Source organism: Lactobacillus sp. HMSC08B12, assembly GCF_001808415.1.
Classification (GTDB): Bacteria; Bacillota; Bacilli; order Lactobacillales; family Lactobacillaceae; genus Lactobacillus; species Lactobacillus delbrueckii.
In genome coordinates this window covers 1-16,351 of record NZ_KV793118.1, presented here as the reverse complement: position 1 = coordinate 16,351, position 16,351 = coordinate 1, and the positions used below count along the sequence as shown (strand labels likewise).

20 protein-coding genes and 1 other RNA gene are annotated in these 16,351 nt (G+C 53.0%); 20 read left to right on the top strand and 1 reads right to left on the bottom strand.

The window, feature by feature from the left end; translation table 11 throughout:
- Window positions 1–336: 336 nt before the first annotated feature.
- Entirely contained in the window at window positions 337–843 is a 507-nt protein-coding gene (locus HMPREF3168_RS02165) for an SLAP domain-containing protein (RefSeq protein WP_236160169.1), read from the bottom strand.
- A gap of 481 nt (window positions 844–1,324) precedes the next feature.
- Here HMPREF3168_RS02165 and HMPREF3168_RS02160 point away from each other — a divergent pair, with 481 nt between their 5' ends.
- The 20 genes from HMPREF3168_RS02160 to tsaD all read left to right on the top strand — a co-directional run bounded on the left by HMPREF3168_RS02160 (window position 1,325) and on the right by tsaD (window position 16,311).
- Window positions 1,325–1,603, top strand: a complete 279-nt coding sequence (locus tag HMPREF3168_RS02160) for a hypothetical protein (protein WP_003611058.1) — start codon at window positions 1,325–1,327, stop codon at window positions 1,601–1,603.
- A 56-nt stretch (window positions 1,604–1,659) separates the two neighbouring features.
- Window positions 1,660–4,527 (top strand): hypothetical protein, encoded by a 2,868-nt coding sequence (locus HMPREF3168_RS02155; protein WP_070488273.1) that lies wholly within the window; start codon window positions 1,660–1,662, stop codon window positions 4,525–4,527.
- 91 nt (window positions 4,528–4,618) lie between these two features.
- Complete coding sequence (gene pyrR / locus HMPREF3168_RS02150) at window positions 4,619–5,149, top strand: bifunctional pyr operon transcriptional regulator/uracil phosphoribosyltransferase PyrR (protein ID WP_002876533.1); 531 nt, start codon at window positions 4,619–4,621, stop codon at window positions 5,147–5,149.
- A gap of 1 nt (window position 5,150) precedes the next feature.
- Window positions 5,151–5,753, top strand: coding sequence for a class I SAM-dependent methyltransferase (locus HMPREF3168_RS02145; protein ID WP_003611056.1), 603 nt, complete (start codon window positions 5,151–5,153; stop codon window positions 5,751–5,753).
- Complete coding sequence (gene tadA, locus HMPREF3168_RS02140) at window positions 5,754–6,269, top strand: tRNA adenosine(34) deaminase TadA (RefSeq protein ID WP_070488271.1); 516 nt, start codon at window positions 5,754–5,756, stop codon at window positions 6,267–6,269. It begins immediately after the preceding gene.
- 4 nt (window positions 6,270–6,273) lie between these two features.
- An RNA gene (gene ffs / locus HMPREF3168_RS02135) (signal recognition particle sRNA small type) lies at window positions 6,274–6,370 on the top strand.
- Window positions 6,371–6,423: 53 nt separating this feature from the next.
- Window positions 6,424–8,247 (top strand): DNA polymerase III subunit gamma/tau, encoded by a 1,824-nt coding sequence (gene dnaX, locus HMPREF3168_RS02130; protein ID WP_070488269.1) that lies wholly within the window; start codon window positions 6,424–6,426, stop codon window positions 8,245–8,247.
- A gap of 71 nt (window positions 8,248–8,318) precedes the next feature.
- A complete protein-coding gene (locus tag HMPREF3168_RS02125; protein ID WP_002876537.1) occupies window positions 8,319–8,648 on the top strand; it encodes a YbaB/EbfC family nucleoid-associated protein in 330 nt (109 codons plus the stop codon).
- Window position 8,649: 1 nt separating this feature from the next.
- Window positions 8,650–9,249, top strand: coding sequence for a recombination mediator RecR (gene recR, locus HMPREF3168_RS02120; RefSeq protein WP_003611029.1), 600 nt, complete (start codon window positions 8,650–8,652; stop codon window positions 9,247–9,249).
- 1 nt (window position 9,250) lies between these two features.
- Window positions 9,251–9,487 (top strand): YaaL family protein, encoded by a 237-nt coding sequence (locus tag HMPREF3168_RS02115; RefSeq protein ID WP_002876539.1) that lies wholly within the window; start codon window positions 9,251–9,253, stop codon window positions 9,485–9,487.
- 129 nt (window positions 9,488–9,616) lie between these two features.
- Complete coding sequence (gene tmk / locus HMPREF3168_RS02110; RefSeq protein ID WP_070488267.1) at window positions 9,617–10,255, top strand: dTMP kinase; 639 nt, start codon at window positions 9,617–9,619, stop codon at window positions 10,253–10,255.
- Between the two features lie 11 nt (window positions 10,256–10,266).
- The gene (locus HMPREF3168_RS02105) at window positions 10,267–10,593 is read left to right on the top strand and encodes a cyclic-di-AMP receptor (protein ID WP_003611047.1); all 327 of its coding nucleotides are present in this window, start codon (window positions 10,267–10,269) and stop codon (window positions 10,591–10,593) included.
- Entirely contained in the window at window positions 10,593–11,465 is an 873-nt protein-coding gene (locus HMPREF3168_RS02100) for a DNA polymerase III subunit delta (protein ID WP_070488264.1), read from the top strand. Before HMPREF3168_RS02105 ends, HMPREF3168_RS02100 begins: the two co-directional genes overlap by 1 nt.
- 14 nt (window positions 11,466–11,479) lie before the next feature.
- A complete protein-coding gene (gene yabA, locus HMPREF3168_RS02095; protein ID WP_016396749.1) occupies window positions 11,480–11,812 on the top strand; it encodes a DNA replication initiation control protein YabA in 333 nt (110 codons plus the stop codon).
- Complete coding sequence (gene rsmI, locus HMPREF3168_RS02090; RefSeq protein ID WP_035162528.1) at window positions 11,812–12,675, top strand: 16S rRNA (cytidine(1402)-2'-O)-methyltransferase; 864 nt, start codon at window positions 11,812–11,814, stop codon at window positions 12,673–12,675. The genes yabA and rsmI overlap by 1 nt, the downstream gene beginning before the upstream one ends.
- Window positions 12,672–13,421: an acyl-[acyl-carrier-protein] thioesterase gene (locus HMPREF3168_RS02085; RefSeq protein WP_003615748.1), complete on the top strand. Its 750-nt coding sequence runs from the start codon at window positions 12,672–12,674 to the stop codon at window positions 13,419–13,421. The genes rsmI and HMPREF3168_RS02085 overlap by 4 nt, the downstream gene beginning before the upstream one ends.
- A 41-nt stretch (window positions 13,422–13,462) precedes the next feature.
- On the top strand, window positions 13,463–13,993 hold the full coding sequence (locus HMPREF3168_RS02080; RefSeq protein ID WP_003615746.1) for a folate family ECF transporter S component: 531 nt from the start codon (window positions 13,463–13,465) through the stop codon (window positions 13,991–13,993).
- 17 nt (window positions 13,994–14,010) lie between these two features.
- Complete coding sequence (tsaB, locus tag HMPREF3168_RS02075; RefSeq protein WP_002876548.1) at window positions 14,011–14,733, top strand: tRNA (adenosine(37)-N6)-threonylcarbamoyltransferase complex dimerization subunit type 1 TsaB; 723 nt, start codon at window positions 14,011–14,013, stop codon at window positions 14,731–14,733.
- A gap of 4 nt (window positions 14,734–14,737) precedes the next feature.
- The gene (gene rimI, locus HMPREF3168_RS02070; RefSeq protein ID WP_070488262.1) at window positions 14,738–15,268 is read left to right on the top strand and encodes a ribosomal protein S18-alanine N-acetyltransferase; all 531 of its coding nucleotides are present in this window, start codon (window positions 14,738–14,740) and stop codon (window positions 15,266–15,268) included.
- Between the two features lie 2 nt (window positions 15,269–15,270).
- Complete coding sequence (gene tsaD, locus HMPREF3168_RS02065) at window positions 15,271–16,311, top strand: tRNA (adenosine(37)-N6)-threonylcarbamoyltransferase complex transferase subunit TsaD (protein WP_016396745.1); 1,041 nt, start codon at window positions 15,271–15,273, stop codon at window positions 16,309–16,311.
- Window positions 16,312–16,351 lie beyond the last annotated feature (40 nt).

The following is a 16,351-nucleotide window of genomic DNA, read 5'->3' as shown; positions in this document are numbered from 1 at the left end:
TAGCATTGGATATGTTTTTGAATTCGGAAGTCACGAATTCTTAATTGTGCCGCTGGTGGGCAGGAACTACTGCCAGTTGGCGGCGGGACCGTCTGTAGCGGTTAAAGGCAAACAGTGGCAATGAAATCATGAGTAATTGGGTAAACAGTTTCAGCATAGTTTTTGACTCCTTTGCTTAGTCGCAAGTTCTTCTGAACTTGTACTGTAAGGATAACCGGTAAGCGTGGCTATTTGATGAACTGCTTGCTAAAAAAGACTGTGGAAAAGCTAAAGAAAAAATAAAATGCAGATCCTCAAAGGGCATGCATTTCTTACTGCGATCAACTTGTTTGCCTTTTACTTGAAGTCAGACTTGGCCACGTACTTGCCAACACCGATGATGTAGTACTTCTTGCCCTTAATCGATACGGCGCTGCCGTAAGTCTGCTGCTGGCTGTTTTGCTTCAAGACGGAATTCTTGTAGCGGACTGCCTTGCCCTTGGATTTCTTGTAGACATAGGCATTCTTCTTCAAGGTCCGGGTCGTCCCGTCAACGTTGGAAGCAGAGATGAAGGAGTTGTAGCCAGTTTGGTAGTACTTCTTATTCTTTATCGTTGTCCGGCCAAAAGTCAGGATCTTCTTGCCTTCAGCCACAGAAGAAGTGGTCTTCTTCAAGTTCTTGCTGTAAACGGCTGAACTGTGCATGACCGTGATGTAGCGGCCGTCATACTGGTCAGTGCCCAGCTTGTAGTACTTTTCCCCGTCCCAAATGGCGTAAGCATAGGCGTAGACCTTCTTGCCCTTCTTATAGCTGGTCCCGGTTTTTTCCAGGCTCTGGGTGTAGACGGCAGCGGTATTTTTCAAAGTGATGTAGCGGCCGTCGACATCGGCAGACTGAACATACTTGTTAGCGGTCTTGGAAATCTTGTAGTACTTGACGCTGCCCCGGGTTAAGCTGCCGTATGTGCTAATGGTCTTATTGCCGTTTCTGTTGTAAACAGCCGCGGTCCGCTTGACGACTTTCTTTGCTGTTTCTGAAGTTTCAGTAACCGTCTCATAGGCTGAACTTGGCAGGTCACCGAAAGTGATATTGCAGTATGACGGATCACCGCTGATATTAATGCTTGCGTTTTGCAGGCCGTTCTTGTAGACAGAGCCGTCGAAAGTTTATTATCGTCCTTATTTAATTAAAAAACAATAGAGCGCTTACTAAAATCTTGGTAAAAAGTGGCTATTAATTGAGCAGGCAGGCGAATGGTGATAACATCAAGCTAGAAAGTGAATATTGACATAAGGAATCAGTGATCTGCTGTTTTACTTCTGAAGAAAGTAAGGGGGCATGGCAATGACGAAGAGTAAAGCCAGTAAGGCTTACCGGCGCGCCCGCCGCAGCCGTCTGCTGGCTTGTCCCAGCGGCAAGCGGGCCTTTAAGACGAAGTTTGATGCCGACTTGTTTCTTTACCAGGAAGAGGTGACCGTTCACCTGCGTGAAATCAACCATGAGCACTGGCGGCAGATGCCGATTCGGGCTTACCGGTGTCCTTATTGCAAGAATTATCATGTAACCTCAATGTCGCTGGAGCGCTATGAGCAGCTGCACGGCAGGACAAGGGAGCGGACCTGATGGCCCGCTTTTTTCTTGCTTTTTGCTAAAATGTAAGTAAACGACTGGAGGAAAAAATGAGCCGACTCAATTCTTATTTCTACGATATCGAATCTTTGACCAACGCCTTTACCTTGTCCTGTTACCGGCCAGACGACCAGCGGGTTGACATCTATTATCTGGTTGATGATCCGGCCTTAAATGACAAAGACAGCCTGGACTTTAAGAAGGCTGCTGCCCGGCGGATCCGGGAGAAGAACCAGAACTTTAAAGGGGAGATCTACTACTACAATCTCTGCTCAAGTGCAGCTTCCGCCCGTCTGGCCCAGACCTTTGGGGTTTCAGATGCCCAATACGTCAATGATCCCCAAGCCCCGTCCTCTTTCCCTGGACAGTTCCGCCCGGTCTGCGACACTGACCAAGGCTACCAGGAAGAAGAAGCGCCCTACCTGATGGGCTACAATTCCAGTAACTACGACTTGACCATGCTGGCCTACTACTTTACTAGAGCCTGGCAGCCTGGCGAAAGCGGCAAGCGGGACCGCTTTTCAGTCGTGACGGCCAGGGAGATGCGGGACTTTAACGATGAGCTCTTCAGCCGCTATATCGGCAACATGCGCCTGCGCCTTTGGCAGGACAAGACCATGGGTTTAGTTGCCAAAAACTTCCAGATGTCCGGCCGCCATATCGACGTGGCCCAGCTCAATGAGCGGCAAAGACGGGTTGGCCTCAAGCGCCTTTTGGGGATGCTGGGCTGGCAGATTCTGGAAAGTGACAAATTAAAGCCTGGCCAGGACTATTTGACCAGTCCTGAAGAACTGGCAGATCTCATTGCCTACAACGTTTCTGACGTGGTCAATTTAAAGGAGCTTTTCTGCCATCCTTACTACCAGGGCCAGTTTATTTTGAAAAAGGGCCTCTTGGGCCAGTACCCGGACTTGATCTACCAAGAAGACGGGGACAGCTACCAGGCGAAAATCGGCCCGGCCTTTGTCAGAAAAGACCGCTTGACCATTGATTCTTCTTCTGCTAATTTTGCCCGCCGGACCATCTGCCCATACGGCCGCTTAAAAGACGACCGGGCTGTTTCCTTCTTGTACCCGGCGGCCAGCGTGGCGGAAAAAACGGGCGAAAAGCAGAGAGACATCCTGGAAGAAAGCCGGGACTTTTTCTACAAGCTCTTTGAGGACGAAAACTTACGCAAGAAGTTCGACCGGGTTTATGACTACTACAAGCAGTTTGCCGGCAAGAACTTCAATCCTTCAAAAGAATACCGGGAAGATTACGGCGACCAGGCCCTGCCGGTCAGCGACTTAAGTGATGTCGAAAACGAAGATACCAACCTTTTCTACTACCAAAAGGACGGCCAGCCATCGACTTGCTACATTACTTTTTCCGTCGGCGGCCTGCATGGGTCAGAATATAACCGTGACCTTTATTTAAAAGACCATGCCCTTTGGGAGAAAAAGCAGGCTGACCTGGCTTATGTGCAAAAGCTTTACCCAGACCCTTTGGACTTGCGTAAGGCCAGGGAAGTTACCCTGCCAGACGGCCGGGTGGAAAAGTACCAGACTTTTCTGACTGCCAAAGCAACGATCAAGCTGATGGAGCAGACGGATCCAGCCGACCGGGGGCAGTTTTGGCGGGACTTCAGTCAAGATGAACCAACCGTTTTCAAAAAGCAGGGGAGCCGGGTCCGACTGGATGACCGCTATGCCTTTACTTCAAGCGACCTGACCAACCACGAGGACTTTACTTCCTACTATCCAAACATGCTCCGGCGCTTGAATGCTTTTTACAATGACCGCTTAGGTGAAGACCGGTATACGGCGATCTTTGAAAGAAAGCAGGAATTGGACAAAAAGCGGACTGATCCCCAATACAGCGACGAAGAGCGGCGGATGTTCAACATTGAAAGAGAAGGGACCAAGCTGATTTTAAACTCAGCTACCGGGGCCGCTGACCCAAGAGAGGGGCAAGTGCCGTCCTCTATTAGAATGAACAACCGGATCCGGTCCATGCGGATCATCGGCCAGCTCTTCACTTATATGATCGGCCAGGCCCAGACCTATGCCGGAGCCCGGATTGTGTCAACCAATACTGATGGCCTTTACTCAGTTTTGGACGCGGACTTAAACCGGAAGATTCTGGCTAAAGAAGCCGCTGAAATCGGGGTGGAGATCGTGCCAGAAGAACTCTACCTGGTTTCTAAAGACTCCAACAACCGCCTGGAAGCCAGCCCGGACTTGACCAAGATCCTGTCTGCCTCAGGCAGCCTGGCCTGCCGGAAGGACACCAGCCCGACCAAGTCCCTGGCCCACCCGGCCATCATCGATTGGGCACTCAGCCGCTACCTGCTGGAAAAAAGAACAGACCTGGCAGCGCCTTTTGACCGGGATCTGGGCCGGCAGATTCTGGCGGAAGCTGAGGAAGCCTTCCCAGACCCGGCCCACCGGCTCAGAATGTTCCAAAACGTCCTCTCAGCCAACCACAGCAAGGAGCGGGCTAACTGCATTTTCGGCCGGGGGGATGCCGGCCAGCTCTTAATCTTGCAGCGCTACAACCGGGTCTTTATCTATCAAGACGGCCTGCTGAAGACGGTCCACCTTTATTCCGCCGCGGCTAAAAAGCTGACCCCGGCCATGCTGAACAAGCGCAAGAAAAGCGGGGAGGCCGTGATCCAGCATGACCAAGAAGCCCTGTCCGTCCTTAAGGCTAACGGCCTGGGCAACTTGGCAAAAGGGCGGGAGGCTACGGTCCAGAAAATTCCTAATCTGTCACCTGACTGGTCCATGCACGTGGAAAACCGGGCCGTCAACTTACTTCAAGCTGAAGAGCAGGAAGCAATTTTGCATTCTCTTGACTATGACAAGTACCTGGACCTGGTGGCCAGCGCTTATGAAAAGAACTGGCGGAATTTGACTACATCCGGGCCAGTCTTATAAAATGGTTAGCGATGCTTTTTTACCAGAATAAAAAATAGAAACAGAAAAGAACAATAGAATAGAAAAAAACTACCATACGGAGAGAAGAAAAATGAGCAAACAAATCATGGATGAAGCGGGGATCCGCCGGGCTCTGACCAGAATGAGCTACGAAATCGTGGAAAGAAACCAGGGGACGGAAAACCTGGTCTTAATCGGGATCAAGACCCGGGGCTGGTACCTGGCCCAGAGAATCGGTGATCGCCTGGCCAAGATTGAAGACAGCCAGCTGCCAGTCTTGTCTTTAGACATCTCCGCCTACCGGGACGACCTCAGCCAGGAGGAAAAGGCCAAGGCCATTGCCAGCTTTGACACTTCCTTTGACTTGACTGGCAAGACGGTCATCCTGGTTGACGACGTCCTTTACACTGGCCGGACCATCCGGGCAGCTCTTGACGCCATCATGGACCAGGGCCGGCCAGACAAGATCGCTCTGGCGGTCTTGATCGACCGGGGCCACCGGGAACTGCCGATCCGGCCGGACTTTATCGGTAAGAACATCCCAACCGCGGCCAGCGAGGACGTCCAGGTCCAGGTCAGCGAAATCGACGGTACTGACGCCGTAAAGATCAGCGAGGCATAAGATGGCTGAACAATACTTTACTGAAAATCCCACGGTTGACCATGATGAGCACCATGTCAACTACCACCTTAATGGCATTAACTTAAACCTGACCACGGACGCCGGCGTTTTTTCCAAAAACCGGGTCGACTACGGCAGCGGGGTTTTGATTGAGCAGATGCTGGACCAGGAGCTGCCAGGCGGCAATATTCTGGATGTCGGCTGCGGCTATGGCCCGATCGGTCTTTTCGCCGCTAAAAAGTGGCCCGGCCGCCAGGTCGACATGGTTGACGTTAATGAACGGGCCATGGACCTGGCTAGAAGAAACGCGGCGGCCAACGGGGCAGACAACGTTAATATTTTTGCCTCAGACCGCTATCAAGAAGTTTCCGGCCAATATGCCATGATCGTGACCAATCCGCCGATCCGGGCCGGCAAAGCCATCTGGTCCAGCATTTTGTCAGAAGCTAAGGACCACTTAACTGACGGCGGGATTTTGCTGGTCGTCATCCAGAAAAAGCAGGGGGCGCCGAGCGCGAAGAAGCTGATGGCAGCCAGCCTGGGCAACTGCGAAATCTTGACCCGGGACAAGGGCTACTACATTTTAAAGAGCGTGAAGAAATAAATGTATTCAAGCGAAGAAAAAAAGACCTACATGGAGGCCGCCTTTGCAGAAGCAGAAAAGGCCCGCCGGCAAGACGAGGTTCCCATCGGGGCCGTTGTCGTGGGGCTAGACGGGCAGATTATCGGCCGGGGCTACAACCGGCGGGAGCTGGATGAAGACGGGACAGCCCATGCCGAAATTCTGGCTATTAAAGAAGCCTGCCAAAAGCTAGACTCCTGGCGCCTGATCGACTGCAGCCTGTTTGTCACCCTGGAGCCTTGCGCCATGTGTGCCGGAGCCATTATCAACTCCCGGATCAAGGAAGTCTACTTCGCGGCCATGGACCCCAAAGCTGGCGCCGCCGGCAGCGTGGTCGACCTCTTCAGCGTGGAAAAATTCAACCACCATCCCAAGGTCATCCGGGGTCTTTACAAGGAGCAAGGGGCCCAGCTTTTGAAAGATTTCTTCCGGGAAATCCGCCGCAAGCAAAAATTAGCAAAAAAAAGCCCAGGGAAATTGCCAAAAGGATTAGTTTAGGTTACAATATTTATTGGGCAATGTTCGACCTCCGAAGCGTGTCAGGACCGGAAGGTAGCAGCACTAAGGTCGCTTGGGCATGTGCCCTTTATTTAGCAATTAACAAGCTCTTAGCTCTTCGGGGCTAGGAGCTTTTTCATTACGGGGAGAATGTATGGCTTATCAAGCTTTGTATCGCAAATGGCGCCCGCGCACCTTTGATGATGTGGTCGGGCAGGAAGCTATTACCGATACCCTCAAGAATTCACTTATCCGGGGCAAGGTCTCGCATGCCTTTCTTTTTGCCGGCCCGCGGGGGACGGGGAAGACCTCATGCGCCAAGATTTTTGCCAAGGCCTTGAACTGTTTAAACCTGCAAGAGGGCGAACCTTGCAACGAGTGCAGCAACTGCCTGGCCGCCGACCAGGGGGCAATGCCGGACATCATTGAAATGGACGCGGCCTCAAACAACAGCGTTGACGAAATCCGCGACCTTTTAGACAAGGTTCACTACGCCCCAACTGAAGGCAAGTACAAGGTTTACATCATCGACGAAGTCCACATGCTGTCGATTTCAGCCTTCAATGCCCTTTTGAAGACTTTGGAAGAACCGCCGGCCAGCGTCGTCTTTATTTTGGCAACGACTGAACTGCAGAAGGTGCCGGCCACCATCATTTCCAGAACCCAGCGCTACAACTTCAAGCGCTTCTCAAATGAGGCCATGGTCCAGCGGATGGAATACATCCTGGGCCAGGAAGGGGTCGAATATGAGGACAAGGCCTTAAAGGTCATCGCCCAAGTCGCTGACGGGGGGATGCGGGATGCCTTGAGCATTTTGGACCAGCTCCTTTCTTTTGAAAAAAGCAGTGTCCGCTACGAGGACGCCCTGGAAGTCACCGGCTTCGCCGCCCAGGAGCAAGTGGAAAAGCTCCTTTTGGCCCTCTTAAACGGGGACAGCCAGACGGCCCTGGACTTAGCTAAGTCTGCCATCCAGGACGGGGCCAGCGCCCAAAACATCTTAAATGAAATTATCAGCTTGACCGTCCAGGCCATGCTTTTTACCAAAACAGGGCAGGGGGAATTCCTGACGGATGACTTTGCCCAGGAAATTGCCCAGCAAAGCCCGGACCGCTTCAGCCAGATCATTGACCAGGCTAATGACGCCTTGGGCAGTCTCCGCTTTACCAACCAGCAGCAGATTCCCTTGGAAGTCTTTTTAGTCCAGGCCAGCCAGAAGCGGCAAAACAGCCAGGCAGGCCCGCAAGTTGCTTCCGCGGCCAGCAACCCGGCCATAGAGCGGCAGATCAAGGCCTTGAAAGAACAAGTCCACCAGCTGACCCAGCAGGTTCAGCAGCTGAGTCAGCGGCCAAGCCAGGCCTTCAGCCCCCGCCATGTCTTCCAGCTCAACCAGCAGCTGTACACGCAAAAGGGCGGGGCAACCGAAGTGGCCCAGCAGGCGGCGGAAAAGCAGCAGCAAGCCGAAAGCCTGCAGGCTGAAATCACCAGCAGCCAGGAAGAGATCTACGCGGTCTTAAGCCAGGCCACCAAGCCCGGCCTAGCTGAGGCCCGCAACCTTTGGGACCGGGACTTGCCAAGCATGCTGGAAGAGCCGGGCAAGACGGTCTTAGGCTTCCTGCAGCCGATCGCGGCCAGCGACCGGGCGGTTCTTTTGTCCAGCCAGTCCCGGGCCTGGCAGCTGGCCACAAATCCTCAGGAATTTTTAGCAACTCTCAAAGCTGACCTGGATCAATTGACCAAGGAGAGCTGGACCATCGCCATCGTTGACGAAAAGGCCTGGCCAAAGATCCGCCAGGAATTCATTAAAGAACATGCCAGTCAGCTCCGGGCCAAGGCCCAGCCAGAAGAAGCCCAGCCGGCAGAAGAAGCAGCTCCTGAGCCGCCTTTGCCGGACCAGGCGCCGCCGGAAGAAGCGGCAGATGACGCGATCGTGGCCAAGGCAGAAGAGCTTTTCGGCCCTTTGGCCCAGGTTAAGGACTAATATTCGCCAAAAAACTTTTTTCGCGTTAAAATTAAGCAGATAAAAACGAAGTAGTAAAAGGAGATTTTTTCATGAGCAAGAGACCAGCTTTCCCAGGAATGGGCGGCATGAACATGCAGCAGATGATGAAGCAAGCCAAGAAGCTGCAGGAACAAATGGCCCAGGAACAGGAAAACATCACGACCCAGGAATTCACCGGCAAGGCGGCTGACGACATGGTAGTGGCTACTTTTACCGGCGACCGGACTTTAAAGAGCTTGTTCATCAAGCCGGAAGCCATTGATCCGGATGATCCGGACATGCTGGAAGACCTGGTTATCGACGCTGTTAACAAGGGCTTGAAGCAGATCGACCAGGCAACCCAGCAGAGCCTGGGCAAGTACACGAAAGGCCTGATGTAATTTGCAATACCCATTGCCAATCGCCCGCTTGATTGATTCCTTCATGAAACTGCCGGGCATCGGTGAAAAGACGGCGACCCGCCTGGCCTTTTACGCCATGGACATGCCTAAAGAAGACGTGGACGAATTCGCCCAGGCTCTGGTCGACGTTAAGGAAAAGCTGCGCCAGTGCTCGGTCTGTGGCAACATCACCGAACAAGACCCTTGCGCCATCTGCAGCAATCCAACCCGGGACCGGTCAACCATCATGGTGGTTGAGGAAGCCAAGGACGTGATGGCCTTTGAAAATATGGGCGAATATGACGGCCTCTACCATGTCCTGCACGGGGTCTTGTCCCCGATGGATGGGATCGGGCCGGAGCAGATCAACATCAAGTCCTTGATCGTCCGCCTGCAGAAAAATGATGCTGCCAAAGAAGTCATCCTGGCCCTTAATTCCACCCCGGAAGGGGAGTCAACGGCCATGTACATTTCCCGCTTGATCAAGCCGGCCGGCCTCAAGGTTACCCGGCTGGCCGCGGGCCTGGCGGTCGGCTCAGACATTGAGTATGCCAACTTGATCACTTTGAAGCGGGCAGTTCAAGGTAGAACGGAGCTATAGCATGAGTAAGCACAGCGACAAAATCAAGCAAGCAGAAGATGAGAAGCTGATGGCTTTGGTAGAAAAGCTGCAGCAGGAAATCAGCCTTAGCAATGGTTTAGACAACATGACCCTGGACATGTCCGATGACAATATCGTGGCGGACAAGATTTTAAGAGCTGAGTATGCCTTTTTGTACGATGAGGCCCGCTACCGCCATGCTTCTTACACCGGCGTGACCAACGCCATTTCCCAATAAAAAACTGATAATCTCCCGGTTTCGGGGGATTATTTTTTTACGATTTTTACCTACTAGATTTAGTGGGAAGATAAGTCTGTAAATACTAGCCTTAGTTCTGTAAAATAGATAGATAGGAGGCAAGTTCAAATGCAAGGTTACTTTATCACTTTTGAAGGTCCCGACGGCGCCGGCAAAACGACAGTGATCAATGAAGTCGTCAAGGCCATCCAGGGCCAGTGCAAGCGGGAAATTTTAGTAACGCGGGAGCCAGGCGGGTCAAAAATCGCGGAAAAAATCCGCGACATCATCCTGGACCCGGCCAATACGGAAATGAATGCCAAGACCGAGGCCCTGCTCTACGCGGCCAGCCGGTCCCAGCATGTCAGCGAGATCATCAATCCGGCTTTAAAGCGGGGGGACCTGGTCATCTCCGACCGCTTTGTCGACTCTTCTTTGGCCTACCAGGGCCAGGGGCGGGGACTGGGAATTGATGAAGTAGCCCAGATCAACGCTTTCGCTACCGGCCACTTGGAGCCGGACCTGACCATCTTTTTGGATTTAGACCCGGCCCAGGGCCTGGCCAGAATCGCCAAGGTCCGGTCAGGCAGCGAAGACCGGCTGGAACAAGAGAAGCTGGCCTTCCATGAAGAGGTCTATCGGGGCTACCAAAAGGTCAACCAGGCTCATCCGGACCGGGTAAAAGTGGTCGACGCGAGTCAAAATTTGCCGCAAGTTGTGGCCGCAAGTGTTAAACTGATGAAAAGCACATTTCCAGAATTGTTTTAGGGGGGATCAAGATGAAACTGATTATTGCCATTGTCCAGTCTGAAGACGCCAAGCGCCTGCAGGCGGCTTTTGTTGACAACAATGTCGGCGCCACTAAACTGGCGTCAACGGGCGGCTTTTTGCGCGAAGGCAACACCACCTTCTTGCTTGGGGTGGAAGATGAAGACGTTGACGGCGTTTTGAAGCTGATCGAAGAGCATTCCCAAACCAGAGAAGAAACAATCAACCCTGGCATTCACCCTGGCATTTCCTTCGAGCAGCCGATTGAACCGGTCAACATCACGGTCGGCGGCGCGACGGTCTTTGTCTTGCCGGTTGACCAGTTCCTGCACTTTTAATGCTGGATTTAAAGCAAATTGGCACTTCTGAATCCCGGCAGCTCAAGCAAGCCCAGGATCGGGGGCAGCTGTCGCATGCCTACCTGCTCTTGTCAAGTGATGAGGCAGAAGCCTTAAACACGGCCTACTGGCTGATCTGCTACGTGAACTGTACGGGCGAAAAGAAGCCGGACGGGACCTGCCCGGCCTGCCGGCGGATTCTGGCCGGCAACCACCCGGACGTCTTTTTGATCGACACGGAAGAAAACAAGCAGTCGATCGCGATTGACCAGATCCGGCCGCTTAAGCAGGAATTAGCCAAGAGCCCTCTGGAAGGCGACCGGCGCTACTTCGTGATCAACCATGCCCAGAAATTGACCCTGCCGGCTGCAAACGCCATGCTCAACCTGCTGGAAGAGCCAGCGGCGCCGGTAGTCACCTTCTTGATTGCCAATAACGGCGGGCAGATTCTGCCGACAATCAAGTCCAGAACCCAGATCATCAATTTCAGCCAGCAAGCTGCTTCCAGCAAGGACAGGCTCCTTTTGGCCAACGGGATGAGCCAGGAAGAAGTTGACCAGGTGAAAAGCAGCCAGGAAGTCGACCAGGCGGTAAAATATTTTTACCAGGAGCTCCGCGAGCATGACTCTTTGGCTATCGTGTCCGCCCACCAGCTGGCGGACCTGGTTAAAAAGCAAAAGCAGGGGACCAAGGCCTGGGAGAAGTATGTCTGGATTTTGCTCAAGAAGTGGGGAGAAAAGGACCTGGAGAAGGGTGACTACCAGGAAGCGGCCAACTTTTTGGCGGACCTCATGCGGGTTGACCAGATGCGGCAGAGTAATGTCGGCTTTTTGAACAATTTGGACTATTTGGCCTTAAAGTGGCAGCAGTAAAGGCGGTAAGGAAAGTGGACCCATATACTAAATTGCAGCAGCTGCAGCAGCAGATGGAGCGCATGCTCAAAAGCATGGACTCCCTGCAGCAGGAGATGCTGGAGAGCTTGAAGGAAAATACCGAGCTCAAGGTTGAAAACCAGCTTTTGCGCGAGAAGCTGGACAAATTGACGGTTAAAGAACACGAAGGCAAGAGCCAGAGCGGGATGGCCGTGCTCAAGCAGATCTACCAGTCTGGCTACCATATTTGCAACATGTACTACGGAACCCACCGGGATCCCAGCGCGGACTGCATGTTTTGCCTGGATATTTTGGATAATTTTGGAAAGAAGGCGGTGCACAAATAATGCAAACGCAACACAGCTACGCGAATGACCAGCAGGGCAAGCTCTACTTGGTGCCTACCCCGATCGGCAACCTGGAAGACATTACGATCCGGGCCAAGCGGATTCTGGAAGAGGCTGACTACATTGCCGCTGAAGATACCAGAACCAGCGGGATCATGCTGGACCGGCTGGGCATTCACAACAAGATGGTTGCCTTTCACAAGTTCAACTCTAAAGAAAAGGCGCCGGAACTGGTCAAGTTGATGCAGGAGGGGGCGACAATCGCTGAGATCAGCGATGCTGGCATGCCGGTGATTTCTGATCCCGGCTATATTTTGGTCCAGGAATGCATCAAAAGCAATGTTCCAGTCGTTCCCCTGCCGGGCCCGTCGGCTTTTGCCACGGCCTTGATCGCTTCCGGCTTTGACGGACAGCCCTTTACCTACTACGGCTTTTTGCCCCGCAAGGCCAGCCAGCAGCGGCCTTTTTTAGAAGAAATCAATGCTTCAAGAGCTACCTCGATCTTTTATGAGGCACCCCACCGGCTATTGAAGACTTTAGAGCAAATGTTGGAAGTTTTGCCAGGCGGCCGGCAGGTCGTCTGTGCCAGAGAACTGACCAAGATTCATGAAGAATTCATCCGCGGCAGCCTGGAAGAAGTCATCCAGCACTTTAAAGAAGTCGACCCCCGGGGCGAGTTCGTCGTTTTGGTGTCGCCAAACACGGAAGAAAAGCCCCTGGACTGGGCTGACCTGGTCAAGCTGGTCAAAGAGCAAGTTGCCCAAGGCGTTTCTAAAAAGGATGCCATCAAGCAGGTGGCCAAGAGCCAGGGCGTTTCCAAAAACGAACTCTATGACCGCTACCACCAGGAGGGGGCAAAATGAGATACTACAAGGATTACCAGCTGGAATACGCTGACTGCGGGGAAAGCGGCCAGCTGAAATTGCCCAGAATGATCGACCTGATGATGGAAAGCTCTGAAAGGCAGCTGGCGCCAACTTTAGGCGGGGCTAGCGCCATGAAAGAGCGAGGCAGGGGCTGGGTAGTCACTCAGTACGAGTTTGAATTTACTAGCCTTCCCCGGGCCGGGCAAAAGGTTAGGGTCTGGACTGAAGCGGTTGGCTACAACCGTTTTTTGTCCTACCGGGACTTCGGCATTGAGGACGAAGCAGGCAAAGACCTGGTAATTGCCCACAGCCAGTGGGTTTTGTTTGATTTAAAGAGCCGGAAGCTTTTGCCCAGCGATGATAAAATCGCTGAGGAATTGGGAGCACCCCTTTTGGCTAAAATGCCCCGCTTTAAGAAATTGCGGCCAAAAGACGATTACAAAGACGAGAAGGTCTACCGGGCCTACTACTATGACCTGGACTCCAACCACCACGTCAACAACGCCCACTACCTGGACTGGATCGTCGACAGCCTTCCCCGGGACTTCATCAACAGCCATGAGCCGAAAGACCTGGCCATCAAGTTTGAGAAGGAAATTAAATACGGCGATGAGGTTGCCTGCCAGGTTATGCAGGAAACGGAAGACAGCGCTGTCAAGACCTGCCACGCCATTACCCGGCAAGGTGAACTTATGGCACTTTGTGAGGTAAACTGGCAAAAAATGTGCTTTAATAGAGACTGATTCAGTTGTTTTTGTTAAGCCATTTTTAGGAGGACAGTCTTGTGAAAAGTGAATCAAAAGTCAGCAGCAAGCTGGAGCTGCGGGAGCTGGTCTTATTGGCCATGGTTATCGCCATCAAGGTGGTTTTGGGACAGTTTAAGGTCGGGGATGCCACCCTGCAGGTGGGCCTGGGCTTTATCGGCAGCGTCATGCTGGGCTACTTGTTCGGGCCTTGGTGGGGCTTTGCCGGCGGTGCCTTGAGCGACCTGGTTTCATCCGCAATTTTTGGCAACCTGGGCGGCTTCTTTATCGGTTACACCTTGACCGCTGCCTTGGGGCCGATGATCTACGGCTTCTTCTTGTACAAGAAGCCCATCCAGATTTGGCGGGTCATCGCGTCCGTAATCTTCGTCACGGTAATCTGCAACATCGGCTTGAACACCCTTTGGGTCAGCATGATGTACGGGACCAACTTTATGGTCGCCCTGTCCAGCCGGATCCTCAAGGAAATGATCACTCCATGGATTCAGATGGTCGTGGTTTGGTTTATCCTGGAAGGCCTGTCCCGGGTCAAGCTGAGTAGAAAATTTTAGGAAATAAAAGTTAGAGCATGAAGATTTTAAGCATTTCGACGGCAACGAGCGATTTGAGCGTTGCCTTGAATGAAGCTGACCACTTGGTCAGCGAAAAGATCGAGGAAAACCAGCGCAACCACAGCGTTGACCTTGATCCGGATATTGCCAGCCTGCTGGCAGAAAACGGTCTGTCTTTAAAAGACATCGACCGCTTCGCGGTGGCGATCGGGCCTGGTTCATATACCGGCCTCAGAGTCGGTTTGACCACGGCTAAGATGTTTGCCAGCATTTTGAATAAAGAGCTGGTTGGGGTCTCAACTTTACAGGCCCTGGCCCAGAACTTTGCCGGTGAAGATGCCTTGATCGTGGCGGCATTAGACGCCAGAAACAAGAACTTCTTTGCCGGTGCTTACCGGGGCAAGGAAGCCGTGATTGCAGACGGTCACTACCACTTAAGCGAGCTCTTAGAGCAAGTAGGGGCCCTGCCTGACCAGAAGGTGATTTTTGCAGGTAGCGACTTCAGCAAGTACCAGGAAGAAATCGCGGCAGGGCTGGCTGACAAGGACCTGCGCCTGGCTGAAGGGGAAGAGAACCTTCTGCACGCCGGTGCAATTGGCCGCTTGGCGGTAAGTGCTCCCGTCCTTGATCCGGACCAGGCCGTGCCGAACTATCTGCGCCGGACTCAGGCCGAGTATGACTGGGCAAAGAAGACCGGCCAGGAATTTGCAGCAGACAGTGCATATGTAGAAGAAGTTTAGACTTATGGGACTATTCTTTAAAGTTGACCTGGTGCAGTTTGCCCCCCGGGCAATCAGCATCAGCGGCCATGAATACTGCTTAAAGAAGGCGGAGGCAGGCGAGCTTGCCCGCCTCCTTTTGCTGGAAAAGGAAGTTTATGCCGGCCGCCTGCCCTGGGACTGGGAAGTCTTTGCCGAAGAATTGCGTCGCCGGGATTCCTTATACTTGCTCTTGCTTGAGAGGGATTTTTTGGTCGGAGCCATCGGCTGCCGCTTCAGTCTCTCTAAAGCCCACATCACCTTTTTGGCGGTGATGCCGAAAGAGCAGGGGCAGGGGATCGGGAGCTACCTGGTTCAGACGGTTTTAGATTTGGCCAAGTCGGCTGACCTTAAAGCGGTCACCTTGGAAGTGCGGGTCGAAAACAAGAAGGCCAAAGAGCTCTACCGGCAGATTGGCTTTGAAGACAATTTTGTCCGCAAGAACTACTACGATAATGATGACCGTCCGGACAGCGACGGTTTGAACATGATCTGCCATCTAAGAAAGAAGAACTGACTGTGAAGGAAAAGAAAGACATTCGCATTTTAGCTTTTGAAAGCTCCTGTGACGAGACTTCGACTGCCGTGGTCAAGAACGGGTCAGAGGTCGAAAGCCTGGTCGTGTCTACCCAAATCAAGAGCCATGCCCGCTTTGGCGGGGTTGTGCCGGAAGTGGCCAGCCGCCACCATATCGAAGTGATTACCCAGATTACCCGGGAAGCCCTGGAAGAAGCCAAGGTCAGCTGGGAAGATCTGGATGCCATCGCCGTAACCCATGGGCCAGGCCTGGTCGGAGCCCTTTTGATCGGGATCAACGCGGCCAAGGCGGCCTCCATGGCGACCGGCCTGCCTTTGATTGGGGTGGACCATATCATGGGCCACATTTCAGCTGCCCAGCTGGTTGAACCGGTTGAGTATCCGGCCTTGGCCCTGCAGGTTTCCGGCGGCCACACCGAAATTGTTTTGCTGAAAGACCCGACCCACTTTGAAATCGTGGGCGACACCCGCGATGACGCGGCCGGAGAAGCTTACGACAAGATTGGCCGGGTCCTGGGGGTCAACTACCCGGCCGGCAAGACGATCGACCAGTGGGCCCACCAGGGTAAGGATACTTTCGGCTTCCCTAGAGCTATGATCGATGAAGATAATTACGACTTCTCCTTCTCAGGCCTCAAGAGTGCCTTTATCAACACCTGCCACCATGCTGACCAATTGGGGCAGGAATTAGACAAGTATGACCTGGCGGCCAGCTTCCAGGCGGCCGTGGTGGACGTTTTGGCTGAAAAGACCATGCGGGCCATCCGGCAGTACCAGCCCAAGACCTTCATCATGGGGGGCGGGGTTGCCGCCAACCTGGGCTTAAGAGAGCGGATGAACAAGGAGATCGCTGCTTTGGAAAAGGCACCGAAGGTTATCCTGCCGCCGCTTAAGCTCTGCGGGGACAACGCGGCCATGATCGCGGCTGCCGCTTACAACCAGTACCTGGAAGGCGACTTTGCCGATCTGCGGCTAGACGCTGATCCATCAATGGAACTGCCATATGCGGCTGATTACAAGTAATCTAAAATAAGCTCTATAATTTTTCTTACTGATGGATGTC